This window comes from Actibacterium sp. EMB200-NS6 (assembly GCF_001305615.1).
GTDB lineage: Bacteria > Pseudomonadota > Alphaproteobacteria > Rhodobacterales > Rhodobacteraceae > Actibacterium_A > Actibacterium_A naphthalenivorans.
This window is the reverse complement of the sequence record NZ_CP010869.1, coordinates 41,230-53,954: the sequence shown is the minus strand read 5'-3', so window position 1 is coordinate 53,954 and position 12,725 is coordinate 41,230. Positions and strand designations below refer to the sequence as shown.

The window sequence follows — 12,725 nt, the reverse complement described above, 5'->3', positions numbered from 1 at the left end:
TTGCCGCCCGGCCCGCAGAACACGGGCCGGGCCACGCTTGCGCGCGTTACTGCGCGCTGACCACGGCCATCACCAGCTTGCCGTCAACCTTCACCGGGCCATCCTCTTTCGCACCCAGCGTATATTCGAAGATGCCGGTCTTCATGCCGCCCTCTTCGCCGTGAAGCATCAGCATCAGCCTTTCACCCGGCTTCACCTCTTCGGTCAGAATGGCCGCGACATCCGTATTCTCGCCCTTCATCAGCGGTGCATGGCCGACGACCGGGCCGGGCTTCATCTCGTCGCCGGTGCGATGCACCACCAGCCAGCCATTGGCCGGGGCGACGACGGAACCGGCAACAACGGTGCCGCCGGAAACATCCTGATCCATCGCATCCACATTCAGCATCATATGCCCGCCCGCAAAGGCGGAACCGGCGAACAGGGAAAAGGCGGCGGCGTAAACGGTTTTCATAACAAACTCCCGTGGTTTCACATGACAGGCCGGATGACCCATCTGTGCAAAGACACGGACGCAGCAGCCACAGAGTTTCACCGCACCCCCGAAACAGGCGAAATGTTACAGCCGTTCGAAGCTTCGTGACCTCACGCGCTTGTCAGTACCGCTTGCACCCTTGCCGGCCCTAGGTTGCAGCAGACCAACCCAAGGAGGGCGACATGCCTCAGACATTGCAGAACCTGAAAACCCTGACGCTGATGCTCGCCATCCTGTTCGGCGTCAGCGTGAATTGCAGCACGGCCAAGGCCGCGACGCTGGAAAAAGCCGTTCTGGCCGGCGGCTGCTTCTGGTGTGTCGAGGCCGATTTCGAGAAAGTGCCGGGGGTGAAAGAGGTGGTCTCCGGCTTTACCGGCGGCACTGTCGCCAACCCGTCCTACAAACAGGTCGTAAGGGGCGGCACCGGCCATTTCGAAGCGGTCGAGATTACCTATGACCCCGAAGCGGTCAGCTATGACACGCTTCTGAGCCTCTTCTTCCGCAGCGTCGACCCGACCGATGCCTACGGGCAGTTTTGCGACAAGGGAGACAGTTACAGAACCGCGATTTTCGTCTCTGATCCGGCCGAAAAGGATATTGCCCAACAAGCCAGGGCAAATGCCGAAGCCGCGTTGGGCAAGCCGATCGTGACCCCGATCCTGCCCGCCGGGCCGTTCTATCCCGCCGAAAGCTATCATCAGGATTACTACAAGAAGGACGATCTTATCCTGACCCGGTTCGGCCCCAAAACCAAGGCCGAAGCCTACAAGCGCTATCGCGACGCCTGCGGCCGGGATCAGCGCGTGCGCCAGCTTTGGGGCAGCGCGGCGGCCTTTGCCGGATCGTGATCAGGCGCGGCCGAGAAAGGCCAGAACCTCATCGCGCGGCGGCATCGCATCGGCGGTGCCGGGCCGGCTGACCTGAAGCGCGGCGGCGGCGGCGCCGTAACGCAGCGCCTCTTCACGGCCCATCCCGAGGTCAAGACAGGCCGCGACCGAGCCGATAAAGCAATCCCCTGCCCCGGTCGTATCCACGGCCTCGACCGCAAAGGCGGGAATCTCCACAGTCTCTCCGCCACGCACCGCCCAGCTTGCCCCCCTGGCGCCGCGCGTGACGATCATGTCGGGCAACATCCGCCCGCCCAGCGTATCCGAGAGTTGCGCGGCCTCGACCTCGTTCAGAACCAGGATCGTGGTCAGCGGCAGCATCTGTTTCACCGCCTCCGCCTGAAACGGGGCCGCCGAATAGATCACCCGCATCCCGCAGGCGCCCGCCCTCTGCGCGGCGCTCAGCTGACAGGTGGTTTCGTTCTGCAAAAGCAGCGTATCGCCGGGGCCGGCATCGGCCAGCGCGGCGCCGATCCGCGCCTCATCCTGCAGCGCATTCGCCCCGGCCAGCAGGACGATCATGTTTTCGCCCTGCGGGTCCACATTGATGATCGCATGCGCGGTGGGCCCGCCAACCTCGGCCACATGCGCCACGTCCACGCCGAAGCCGCGCAACCGCTCAACGGCCCAGCGCCCATCCGCGCCGACGGCCCCGATATGCCGGACCTCGGCCCCGGCAAGCCGCGCCGCAACCGACTGGTTCGCGCCCTTGCCGCCCAGCCCGACGCGATGCGCTGTGGCGGCGATCGTCTCTCCTCCGGCCGGCAGATGCGGCACGTCGTAAACGTAATCCGCATTGATCGAACCGAGGTTATAGATGGTCATCTCATCCCACCTTCGATGCGGCCAGAAGCGCCATGTTCAGGATGTCATTCACTGTCGACACTGTCGAACACACCTGAATCGGCTTGTCGACGCCCGCAAGGATCGGCCCGATGACGGTAGCCCCTGCCATCTCCTGCATCAGCTTGACAGAGATCGAGGCCGAGTGCCGCGCCGGCACCACCAGTACATTCGCCGGCCCCGACAGGCGCGAAAACGGGTATTTCGCCATCGCATCCACGTTCAGCGCAACGTCGACGGCCATCTCGCCCTCATACTCGAAATCGACGTCGCGCTCGTCCAGCACCAGCGGCGCCAGATGCATTTTCGTCGCCCGCTCGCTGACGGGATAGCCGAAGGTGGAGAAGCTGACAAAGGCAACGCGCGGTTCCAGCCCCAAGCCACGGGCCACGCCTGCCGCGCGTTCCGCGATATTGGCCAGATCCTGTTCATCAGGCCATTCGTGCACCAGCGTATCGGCGATCAGCACGATGCGCCCCTTGTGCAACAGCGCCGTCACGCCGACCGCGCCATCCTCGGCCCGGGCATCGAACACGTGATTGATCAACTCCATCACCTGCGCCGATTTGCGCGTCGCACCCGTAACCATCCCGTCACCATGACCATGGGCCAGCATCAGTGCCGAAAACACGTGCCTGTCCCGCGCGGCAAGCCTGTGGCTGTCGACCATGTCGAACCCGTCGCGCTGCAGGCGCTTGTACAGGAAATCCTTGTAGGCATTCAGATGGCGGGTCTTGGCGGCGTTCACCACCTCCAGCTCGCGATAGGCATCGCCCAGCCCGGCCGCTTCCAGCCGCAACCGGACATCCGCCTCACGCCCGACGACAAGCGCCTTGCCATAGCCGGAGCGCTGATAGTTCACCGCCGCGCGCAGTACACGTTCATCATCGCCTTCGGTAAAGATCATCCGCGCCTGCGCCGCGCGGGCCCGCGCCGAAATACCGCGAAGCACCGAAGCGGTCGGATCCATCCGCGCCTTCAGCGTCTGCTCGTAGCCTTCCATATCGATGATCGGCCGCCGCGCCACGCCCGTGTCCATCCCGGCCCGCGCCACCGCCGGCGGGATCACGTGGATCAACCGCGGATCGAACGGCGTGGGGATGATATAGTCCCGCCCGAAGCTCAGCTTCTGCCCATAGGCCACCGCAACCTCATCCGGCACGTCTTCGCGGGCCAGCTTGGCCAATGCCTCGGCGCAGGCGATTTTCATTTCGTCGTTGATCGCCCGCGCGTGAATATCGAGCGCGCCGCGGAACAGATACGGAAAGCCCAGAACGTTGTTCACCTGATTGGGATAGTCGGAACGCCCGGTGGCAACGATCGCATCCGCCCGCACCGCATGCGCCTCTTCCGGCGTAATCTCGGGGTCGGGGTTGGCCATGGCGAAGATCACCGGGTTATCCGCCATCGAGGCCACCATCTCCGCCGTCACCGCGCCCTTGGCCGACACGCCAAGAAACACGTCCGCCCCCTTCATCGCATCTTCCAGCGCGCGCGCGCCCGTCTTGGCCGCATGGGCCGATTTCCACTGGTTCATACCCTCGGTACGGCCCTGAAAAATAACGCCTTTCGTATCGCACATGATGCAGCTGTCATGCCTGGCGCCCATCGCCTTGATCAGTTCGAGGCAGGCAATGCCCGCAGCACCGGCGCCGTTCAGCACGATGCGGCAATCCTCGATCTTCTTGCCAGACAGGTGCAGCGCGTTGATCAGCCCCGCGGCGCAGATAACCGCTGTGCCATGCTGATCGTCATGGAAGACGGGGATATCCATCTCTTCCTTCAGGCGCTGCTCGATGATGAAACATTCGGGCGCCTTGATGTCTTCCAGATTGATCCCGCCAAAGCTGGGGCCCATCAGGCGCACCGCCTTGATGATCTCTTCGGGATCTTCGGTATCCAGCTCGATGTCGATGGCGTTGACGTCGGCGAAACGCTTGAACAGAACCGCCTTGCCCTCCATCACCGGCTTGGAGGCAAGCGCGCCCAGATTGCCCAGCCCCAGGATCGCGGTGCCGTTGGAAATCACCGCCACCATGTTGCCCTTGACCGTATAATCATAGGCGGTCTCGGGGTTCTCGGCGATGGCCTCGACCGGAACGGCGACACCGGGCGAATAGGCAAGCGAAAGATCGCGCTGGGTGGTCATCGCGGTGGTTGCCACAACCTCATATTTCCCCGGCGTGGGATCGAGGTGATAGGCAAGCGCCTCTTCGCTGGTGATCTTGTTCTTGGTCGACATCGCGCCCGTCTCCTCCGCTCAGGTCACAGCGTCTTAGCGCCCTGCGGCAGCCGCCTCAACAAAAGATCGAATTCCGCCTTTCGCACATTTTGCGCGATTTGTATGGTCAACCCTACCAAACAGCCGAGGGATTTCGTGACAACCGTCAGCACAGCCGTAACGCCGATGATGGCGCAGTTCATGGAAATCAAGGAGGCGCACAAAGACGCGCTTCTGTTTTACCGCATGGGCGATTTCTACGAGATGTTCTTTGAAGATGCGGTCGCGGCGGCAGAGGCGCTGGATATCGCGCTGACCAAACGCGGCAAGCATCTGGGCCAGGACATCCCGATGTGCGGCGTGCCGGTTCACTCCGCCGAGGGGTATCTGCTGACGCTGATCCGCAAAGGTTTTCGCGTTGCCGTCTGCGAACAGATGGAAGACCCGGCGGAGGCGAAAAAGCGGGGGTCTAAATCGGTGGTGAAACGCGGCGTTGTCCGGCTGGTGACGCCCGGCACGCTGACAGAGGAAAGCCTGCTGGAGGCGCGGCGCCACAACTTTCTGGCCGCTTTCGCCGAGGTGCGCGACGAAGCGGCGCTGGCCTGGGTCGATATCTCCACCGGCGCGTTCCGGGTGATGACCTGCCCGCCGGTGCGCCTGTCGCCGGAACTGGCCCGGCTGGGCCCGCGCGAGGTGGTCGTTTCCGAAGCGAAAGAGCGGGAACTGGCCGAAATAGTCTCTGAATCAGGGGCCGCGCTGACGCCGCTGGCCCGATCGGCCTTCGACAGTACCGCCGCGGAAAGCCGGCTGACCGGGCTGTTCGGTGTCGGCACGCTGGAAGCTTTCGGAAACTTCACCCGCGCCGAGATGTCGGCGATGGGCGCGATCGTCGAATATCTGGACATCACCCAGAAAGGCAGGTTGCCGCTTTTGCGCCCGCCGGTGCGCGAGGCCGCGTCGCGCACCGTACAGATCGACGCCGCGACCCGCCGCAACCTGGAACTGACGGCGAGCCTTTCGGGCGGGCGCGACGGCTCGCTTCTTTCGGCGATCGACCGCACCGTGACCGCCGCCGGGGGGCGGTTGCTGGAACGGCGCGTGTCCAGCCCGTCGCGCGATCTGCCGGTGATCCACGCGCGGCTGGACGCGGTACGTTTCATGACCGAACAACCCCGGTTGGCCGAGGCGCTGCGCGGGCATCTGCGCAAGGCGCCCGACATGGACCGCGCCCTTTCACGGCTGGGGCTTGATCGGGGCGGCCCGCGCGATCTGAGCGCCATTCGCAACGGGCTGGCCCAGGCCGCCGAGGTGGCGGCGGATCTGGCGGGCGCGGCGGCCCCGGCACTGATCGCGGAAACGGCCGGGGCGCTTGTGGGCCACGACGCCCTGCTGGATCTGCTGGACCAGGCGCTGGTCGCCGATCCGCCGCTTCTGGCGCGGGACGGCGGCTTTATCGCGCCGGGATATAACGCCGATCTGGACGAGGCCCGCACCCTGCGGGACGAAGGGCGCGGGGTGATTGCCCGGATGCAGGCGGACTATGCCGCGCTCACGGGTATTCAGGCGCTGAAGATCAAGCATAACAACGTGCTGGGCTATTTCATCGAAACCACCGCCACCCATGCCGAACGGATGCTGTCGGCCCCGCTGTCAGAGACCTTCATCCACCGGCAGACCACCGCCAATGCGGTGCGGTTCACCACCGTCGATCTTTCCGAGATGGAAACAAGGATTCTGAACGCGGGCGGGCGGGCGCTGGAGATCGAAAAGCGGCTCTATGAAAGCCTGAAAGCGGCTATTCTGGAAAATGCGGCCGGCATCGGGCAGGCCGCTGCCGCGCTGGCCGAGATCGACCTTGCCACCGCTTTCGCCGATCTGGCGCAGGGCGAAAACTGGTGCGAGCCGCAGGTCGACGAAAGCCGCGCCTTTCTGGTCGAGCGCGGGCGGCACCCGGTCGTCGAACGCGCGCTGCGCCGTCAGGGCGGCGCGCCCTTCATCGCCAATGACTGCGATCTGTCGGCACAAGACGAGAACGCCGCGATCTGGCTGCTGACGGGGCCGAACATGGCGGGTAAATCGACCTTCCTGCGCCAGAATGCCCTGATTGCCCTGCTGGCGCAGGCGGGCAGTTTCGTGCCGGCGCGCAAGGCCCTTATCGGGCTTGTTTCACAGCTGTTCAGCCGGGTGGGCGCGGCGGATGATCTGGCGCGCGGGCGATCGACCTTCATGGTGGAAATGGTGGAAACCGCCGCGATCCTGAATCAGGCCGATGACCGGGCGCTGGTCATCCTCGATGAGATCGGGCGCGGCACCGCCACCTATGACGGGCTGTCGATCGCCTGGGCCACGCTGGAACATCTGCATGACACCAACCGCTGCCGCGCCCTGTTCGCCACCCACTACCACGAGATGACCGCGCTGGCCGGCAAGCTCGACGGGGTCGAGAACGCGACCGTGGCGGTAAAGGAGTGGGAGGGCGATGTGATCTTCCTGCACGAGGTGCACAAAGGCGCGGCGGATCGGTCTTACGGTGTGCAGGTGGCCAAGCTGGCCGGATTGCCCCATGCGGTGGTGGAACGGGCGCGGATCGTGCTGGATGCGCTGGAAAAGGGCGAGCGTGAGGGCGGCACCGGAAAGAAGGCGCTGATTGACGATCTGCCGCTGTTCGCGGCCAGCCCGGCCCCCGCGCCGAAACCAGCGCCAAACGCAGCCTCGGCGGCCGAAGAAAAGCTCGCCGGGATCCATCCCGACGAGCTGACGCCGAAAGAGGCGCTGAACCTGATCTATGAGCTCAAGGCGCTGAGCGCCCCCGATTAACCGGGGGTGGAGGAGACGCCCACCTGCGCCGGCCGCAGCAGGCGATCGTGCAGCATGAAGCCTTCGGTCATCACCTGGATGATCTCTCCCGCCTTGGTATCGGGCACCGGCGCTTCGAACATCGCCTGATGAAGCTGCGGATCAAAGGCGTCGCCCACCGCGGGCGCGATCGGGGTGATGCCGTGCTTGGCAAACACGTTCCGAAGCTCTCGCAGGGTCAGTTCCACGCCTTCGATCAAAGGCTTGTTGGCGGCGCGCTGTTCTTCGGTCGCAACCTCGAGCGCGCGGGTCAGATTGTCGAACACCGGCAGCATGTCGCGTGCCAGCTTGGAGCCGCCATATTGCTCGGCCTCGCGCCGGTCCCGCTCGCCACGTTTGCGGGTGTTTTCCACATCCGCCAGCGCCCGCATGAACCGGTCGCGCAGATCGTCACGCTCGGCGCGCAACTCTTCCAGCTCGTCAACCGGTTCGGGTTCGATCCCCTCAAACGGTTCCGCGCCTTCGGCGAACCCGTTTTCCGGTTCCAAACACTCGTCTTTCTTTGCTTCTGCCATCTTCTACCCCTTGCCCCGGTCGGAAATCAATTTTCCAACCAGTTGAGCCGTGTAGTCCACGATCGGGACAATGCGGCCATAGTTCAGCCGCGTCGGACCAATCACACCCACGGCACCAATAATCTTACGGTCAGCGTTCATATATGGAGAGACCACCAAAGAGGAACCCGAAAGTGAAAAAAGCTTGTTCTCCGAACCAATAAAAATGCGCACACCGTCGCCCTCTTCCGTCAGTTCCAGAAACTCTGCGATGTCCCGCTTGCGCTCCAGATCGTCAAAAAGGGAGCGGATACGTTCCAGCTCTTCGGCCTCCGCCGTTTCCTCGAGCAGATTCGACCGCCCGCGCACGATCAGCCTTTCATAGGGCTGGCCCTCGTTTTCCCAGATCGCCAGACCGCTTTCGACAAGATCGCGGGCCAGGCTGTCCAGCTCCTGCCGGCGGGCGGCGATCTCTGTTTCGATCACGCCGCGCAGCTCTGTCAGGGTGCGGCCCTCGGCCAGCGCGTTGAGAAAATTCGCCGCCTCCCGCATCGACGACGGGGTTTGCCCCAGCGGCGGCTGAAACACCCGGTTTTCCACATGCCCGTCGGCAAAGACCAGCACCACGAGCGCCCGTTCATGGCCCAGGCTGACGAATTCGATATGCCGGATCGGCGCCTCGTGCTTGGGCGTCAGCACAAGGCTGGCGCCATGCGTCACGCCCGACAGCGCGGATCCGACCCGATCCAGCAGGCTGCCGACATCGCCGTTGTTGTTGCCAAGCGTCGCATCGATCTTTTCGCGGTCGTCGATATCCAGATCCCGCACTTCCAGAAGCCCGTCGACGAACATCCGTAGCCCGAGCTGCGTGGGAATGCGGCCGGCCGACACATGCGGGCTGTCGAGCAGGCCCAGATACTCCAGATCCTGCATCACGTTGCGAATCGTGGCCGCGCTGACCTTTTCGTTCATCGTTCGGGTCAGAGAACGCGACCCGACCGGGCCACCGGATTCAAGATAGCCCTCGACCACGAGGCGAAACACCTCGCGGCTGCGCGCGTTCATCTCGTTCAGCATGTCCGAACCGTCACTCAACCGTCACGTCCCCTTGAAGCCCCGCCATTAAAGAGCATGCGCGACCGGCGTCAATCGGGCTTGCATCGCCCGGCCGGTCATGGGAGCAAGTCGCCAACCTACCGAAAGGAATTCCCGATGCGCCCCTCTGGCCGTGATGTAAGCGAAATGCGCCCGATTTCAATTGAAACCGGTGTGACAAAGCACGCCGAAGGCTCTTGCCTGATCCGCATGGGGGACACCCATGTGCTGTGCACCGCGTCGCTGGAAGAGCGTGTTCCGCCGTTTCTGAAAAACACCGGATTGGGCTGGGTTACTGCCGAATACGGGATGCTCCCGCGCTCGACCGGCACCCGGATGCGGCGCGAAGCCTCGGCCGGGAAACAGGGTGGCCGTACGGTGGAAATTCAGCGTCTTATCGGCCGCTCGCTGCGTGCCGGGGTGGATCGCGTGGCGCTGGGTGAACGGCAGATCACCGTGGATTGCGATGTCATCCAGGCCGATGGCGGCACCCGCTGCGCCTCGATCACCGGCGGCTGGGTCGCGCTGCGGCTGGCCGTCAACAAGCTGATGAAGGCGGGTGATATCATCTCTGATCCGCTGTTCGATCACGTGGCCGCCATTTCCTGCGGCGTTTACGCCGGCCAGCCGGTGCTGGATCTGGACTATCCCGAAGACAGCGAAGCCGGGGTTGACGGTAACTTTGTGATGACCGGCGGGGGCCGCCTGATCGAAGTGCAGATGTCGGCAGAGGGCGCCACATTCTCTCGCGGTGAAATGGATGAACTGTTGGGGCTGGCCGAAAAGGGTGTGGCCGGGCTGGTCGCCGCCCAGAAAGCCGCCGTGGAAGGGTAGCAGGATGCGCAGGTTCGAGGGTGAAAAGCTTCTGGTCGCGACCCATAACAAGGGCAAGCTGGAAGAGATCGCGCATCTGCTGGAGCCCTACAACATCACCGTGATCTCTGCCGGTGAGCTGGGGCTGGACGAACCCGCAGAAACCGAAGAGACCTTTGTGGGCAATGCCCGGATCAAGGCCCATGCGGCGGCGAAGGCCACGGGCCTGCCCGCGCTGGCCGATGACAGCGGCATCGAGATCGACGGGCTGAACGGCGCGCCGGGCGTGCATACCGCCGACTGGGCCGAAACGCCCCAGGGCCGCGATTTCGAAATGGCCATGACGAAAACATGGGAAAAGCTGGAGGCCGCAAACGCCCCCTACCCCCGCACAGCACGGTTTTGCTGCACCTTCGTCCTGGCCTGGCCCGACGGGCATGACGAGGTGTTCGAAGGCCAGATGCCGGGCCAGATCGTCTGGCCGATGCGCGGCGAGATGGGCCATGGCTATGACCCGATCTTTCAACCCGATGGCTTCGACACCACATTCGGAGAGATGAGCCGCTGGGAAAAGAACAAGATCAGCCACCGCGCGAAAGCGTTTGAAAAACTCGTGAGGGTCTTTGGCAACTGAAGATTGGCGCAACGGGGGCTTTGGGCTCTATATCCACTGGCCCTTCTGTCAGGCAAAATGCCCCTATTGCGATTTCAACTCGCATGTCGTGGCCTCGATCGACCAGAAGCGCTGGCAGCGCGCCTATTTGTCCGAAATCGCCCGCGTCGGGGCTGAAACCGAAGGCCGGGTGCTGAATTCGGTGTTCTTCGGCGGCGGCACGCCCAGCCTGATGGAGCCCGCCCTTGTCGCCGCGATCCTCGACAAGGTGCGCGCCACCTGGCCCCAGGCCAATGATCTTGAGGTAACGCTCGAGGCGAACCCCACATCTGTCGAGGCCGGGCGGTTCGCCGGATACCGCGAGGCGGGCGTCAACCGCGTGTCGCTTGGCGTTCAATCGCTGAACGATGATGATCTGCGGCGGCTCGGCCGGTTGCACAGCGTGGCCGAGGCCCGCGCGGCGTTTGACATCGCGCGGAACACGTTCGACAGGCTGAGCTTTGATCTGATCTACGCGCGGCAGGACCAGAGCCTCGCCGCATGGCGATCCGAATTGACCGAAGCGCTTTGCATGGCGAACGATCACCTGTCGCTCTACCAGCTGACCATCGAAGAGGGCACGGCCTTTGGGGATCGCTATGCCCGCGGCAAGCTTCCGGGCCTGCCGGACGAAGACAACGCCGGCGATATGTATTTCCTGACGCAAGAGTTGTGCGAGGCCGCCGGTATGCCGGCCTATGAGGTCTCTAACCACGCCAAACCCGGCGCGGAATCACGGCACAACCTGATTTACTGGCGCTATGGCGATTATGCCGGGATCGGCCCCGGCGCGCATGGGCGGCTGACGCTTGGCGGGCGCCGCTTCGCCACCGAAACCCCGCTGCAGCCCGGCGCTTGGATGGACGCCGTGGAAAATCGGGGAAGGGGCGAGAGCCTGCGCGCGCCCCTGCCCTTGAAAGATCAGGGATCGGAATATGTTATGATGGGGCTTCGGTTGAACGAAGGCATCAGCCTGAGCCGCTACGAGACACTGACCGGCGAACCGCTTAACGATAATAAAATCAATATGTTGAAGGAAATCGAGATGGTAGAGATCCGCGGCGACATCCTTCGCACCACATCTTCGGGCCGCGCGGTTTTGAACGCGATTCTGCGCGACCTGTTGCCGGAGTAAGCGAAGATGCGGCTGCTCTGGCTTCTGTTCGGCCTCTTGTCGCTTGGGCTCGCTGTGATCGGCGCCGCGCTGCCCCTGCTGCCGACCGTTCCGTTTCTTCTTCTGGCAACGTTCTCTTTCGCGCGCTCGTCCGAGCGGCTGCATCACTGGCTTTTGTCGCACCCGGCCTTCGGGCAACAGATCATGGATTGGCAGGAACGCGGCGCCATCCGCAGGTCGGTGAAATGGCTCGCCAGCCTCTCTATCATGGGGTCATTCGGGATCGCATTGTTTCTGGGCCTGAGGCCGACGCTGCTGGTGATTCAGGCCACCACGCTGGCCGCAGTCACCGTTTTCATCTGGACACGTCCAGAGGCGTAGCGCTGAGCACGCGGCAAAGCTCGTCCAGCTCTTCCAGCGTTTTGTAGCGGATCACCATCGCGCCGGATTCCTGACCCTCGGGATGATCAATCTCGACCTTCATGCCCAGATTTGCGGAAAGATCCTGCTCCAGCGCGCGGGTGTCGGCATCCTTTTCCCCCATCGGCGCGCTGACCGGCCTGGGCGATGACGTTTTCGGCCCCTTGGCCAGCTTTTCCGTCTCGCGCACGGACAGGCCCTTGGCGATCACCTCGCGCGCCAGCGCGGCGGGATCGCCCGTCGTGATCAGCGCGCGCGCGTGGCCAGCCGAAATCCGGCCTTCGCGCAGATGCTCTTGCACCTCTTCGGGCAGTTGCAACAGGCGCATCAGGTTGGCGATATGGCTGCGGCTCTTGCTCAGCGCCTCGGCCAGTTTTTCCTGGGTATGGCCGAACCGATCCATCAACTGGCGATAGCCCTGCGCCTCTTCCACCGGGTTCAGATCGGCCCGCTGGATGTTTTCGATGATCGCAACCTCGAGCACTTCGGTATCATCCAGATCGCGAATGATCACCGGCACCTCATGAAGCTGCGCCATCTGCGAGGCGCGCCAGCGGCGTTCCCCCGCGACAATCTCGAAGTTTCCGGCCTGGCGTTTGCTTTCGCGCACGATCAGCGGCTGGATCACCCCCTTCTCGCGAATCGAGGCGGCAAGCTCTCCCAGTGCTTCTTGCGAAAACCTGCGGCGGGGCTGATCGGGATTCGGCTCCAGCTTTTCGATCGGCACGATCAAATCCGACCGGCGCGGCTGCGCATCATCCACCGCCACTTGCGGCGCCATGTTCACATCGGCCATCAGGGCCGACAGCCCGCGCCCCAAACCCCGTTTCTCCGGTTTCCTGCTCATCCCGTGTC

12 protein-coding genes are annotated in these 12,725 nt (G+C 63.7%); 6 read left to right on the top strand and 6 right to left on the bottom strand.

Going from position 1 to position 12,725, the window contains the following annotated elements; all coding sequences use genetic code 11:
* Positions 1-46 precede the first annotated feature (46 nt).
* A complete protein-coding gene (locus tag TQ29_RS00265; RefSeq protein WP_054537560.1) occupies positions 47-454 on the bottom strand; it encodes a hypothetical protein in 408 nt (135 codons plus the stop codon).
* A gap of 203 nt (positions 455-657) precedes the next feature.
* On the opposite strand from TQ29_RS00265, the gene msrA reads away from it, so the two are divergent.
* Positions 658-1,323: a peptide-methionine (S)-S-oxide reductase MsrA gene (gene msrA / locus TQ29_RS00260; protein WP_054537559.1), complete on the top strand. Its 666-nt coding sequence runs from the start codon at positions 658-660 to the stop codon at positions 1,321-1,323.
* Here the strand turns inward: msrA and TQ29_RS00255 are convergent, their stop codons facing one another.
* Together TQ29_RS00255 and TQ29_RS00250 are read right to left on the bottom strand one after the other, a co-directional pair.
* Positions 1,324-2,187: a ribokinase gene (locus tag TQ29_RS00255; protein ID WP_054537558.1), complete on the bottom strand. Its 864-nt coding sequence runs from the start codon at positions 2,185-2,187 to the stop codon at positions 1,324-1,326. It lies immediately after the preceding gene.
* A 1-nt stretch (position 2,188) separates the two neighbouring features.
* Complete coding sequence (locus TQ29_RS00250; RefSeq protein ID WP_054537557.1) at positions 2,189-4,447, bottom strand: NADP-dependent malic enzyme; 2,259 nt, start codon at positions 4,445-4,447, stop codon at positions 2,189-2,191.
* 165 nt (positions 4,448-4,612) lie between these two features.
* Between TQ29_RS00250 and mutS the strand changes: the two genes are divergently transcribed.
* A complete protein-coding gene (gene mutS, locus TQ29_RS00245; protein ID WP_054537556.1) occupies positions 4,613-7,243 on the top strand; it encodes a DNA mismatch repair protein MutS in 2,631 nt (876 codons plus the stop codon).
* Here the strand turns inward: mutS and TQ29_RS00240 are convergent.
* On the bottom strand, positions 7,240-7,797 hold the full coding sequence (locus TQ29_RS00240) for a nucleotide exchange factor GrpE (protein ID WP_054537555.1): 558 nt from the start codon (positions 7,795-7,797) through the stop codon (positions 7,240-7,242). The genes mutS and TQ29_RS00240 overlap by 4 nt on opposite strands.
* Before the next feature lie 3 nt (positions 7,798-7,800).
* Complete coding sequence (gene hrcA / locus TQ29_RS00235) at positions 7,801-8,853, bottom strand: heat-inducible transcriptional repressor HrcA (protein WP_369817418.1); 1,053 nt, start codon at positions 8,851-8,853, stop codon at positions 7,801-7,803.
* 135 nt (positions 8,854-8,988) lie between these two features.
* On the opposite strand from hrcA, the gene rph reads away from it, so the two are divergent.
* The 4 genes from rph to TQ29_RS00215 are packed head-to-tail and all read left to right on the top strand — an operon-like array spanning position 8,989 to position 11,831.
* Entirely contained in the window at positions 8,989-9,705 is a 717-nt protein-coding gene (rph, locus tag TQ29_RS00230; protein ID WP_037203775.1) for a ribonuclease PH, read from the top strand.
* Between the two features lie 4 nt (positions 9,706-9,709).
* Positions 9,710-10,318 (top strand): RdgB/HAM1 family non-canonical purine NTP pyrophosphatase, encoded by a 609-nt coding sequence (rdgB, locus tag TQ29_RS00225; protein WP_054537553.1) that lies wholly within the window; start codon positions 9,710-9,712, stop codon positions 10,316-10,318.
* Positions 10,308-11,471, top strand: a complete 1,164-nt coding sequence (hemW, locus tag TQ29_RS00220; protein ID WP_054537552.1) for a radical SAM family heme chaperone HemW — start codon at positions 10,308-10,310, stop codon at positions 11,469-11,471. Before rdgB ends, hemW begins: the two co-directional genes overlap by 11 nt.
* Positions 11,472-11,477: 6 nt before the next feature.
* A complete protein-coding gene (locus TQ29_RS00215) occupies positions 11,478-11,831 on the top strand; it encodes a YbaN family protein (protein ID WP_054537551.1) in 354 nt (117 codons plus the stop codon).
* Here the strand turns inward: TQ29_RS00215 and TQ29_RS00210 are convergent.
* Entirely contained in the window at positions 11,806-12,717 is a 912-nt protein-coding gene (locus TQ29_RS00210; RefSeq protein WP_054537550.1) for a ParB/RepB/Spo0J family partition protein, read from the bottom strand. The genes TQ29_RS00215 and TQ29_RS00210 overlap by 26 nt on opposite strands.
* Between the last annotated feature and the right edge of the window lie 8 nt (positions 12,718-12,725).

What these genes read in the sequence shown, in the direction of transcription:
- TQ29_RS00265 (WP_054537560.1), bottom strand. Translation starts at nt 454, where the DNA reads ATGAAAACCGTTTACGCCGCCGCCTTTTCCCTGTTCGCCGGTTCCGCC.
- msrA (WP_054537559.1), top strand. Translation starts at nt 658, where the DNA reads ATGCCTCAGACATTGCAGAACCTGAAAACCCTGACGCTGATGCTCGCC.
- TQ29_RS00255 (WP_054537558.1), bottom strand. Translation starts at nt 2,187, where the DNA reads ATGACCATCTATAACCTCGGTTCGATCAATGCGGATTACGTTTACGAC.
- TQ29_RS00250 (WP_054537557.1), bottom strand. Translation starts at nt 4,447, where the DNA reads ATGTCGACCAAGAACAAGATCACCAGCGAAGAGGCGCTTGCCTATCAC.
- mutS (WP_054537556.1), top strand. Translation starts at nt 4,613, where the DNA reads ATGATGGCGCAGTTCATGGAAATCAAGGAGGCGCACAAAGACGCGCTT.
- TQ29_RS00240 (WP_054537555.1), bottom strand. Translation starts at nt 7,797, where the DNA reads ATGGCAGAAGCAAAGAAAGACGAGTGTTTGGAACCGGAAAACGGGTTC.
- hrcA (WP_369817418.1), bottom strand. Translation starts at nt 8,853, where the DNA reads ATGCTGAACGAGATGAACGCGCGCAGCCGCGAGGTGTTTCGCCTCGTG.
- rph (WP_037203775.1), top strand. Translation starts at nt 8,989, where the DNA reads ATGCGCCCCTCTGGCCGTGATGTAAGCGAAATGCGCCCGATTTCAATT.
- rdgB (WP_054537553.1), top strand. Translation starts at nt 9,710, where the DNA reads ATGCGCAGGTTCGAGGGTGAAAAGCTTCTGGTCGCGACCCATAACAAG.
- TQ29_RS00215 (WP_054537551.1), top strand. Translation starts at nt 11,478, where the DNA reads ATGCGGCTGCTCTGGCTTCTGTTCGGCCTCTTGTCGCTTGGGCTCGCT.
- TQ29_RS00210 (WP_054537550.1), bottom strand. Translation starts at nt 12,717, where the DNA reads ATGAGCAGGAAACCGGAGAAACGGGGTTTGGGGCGCGGGCTGTCGGCC.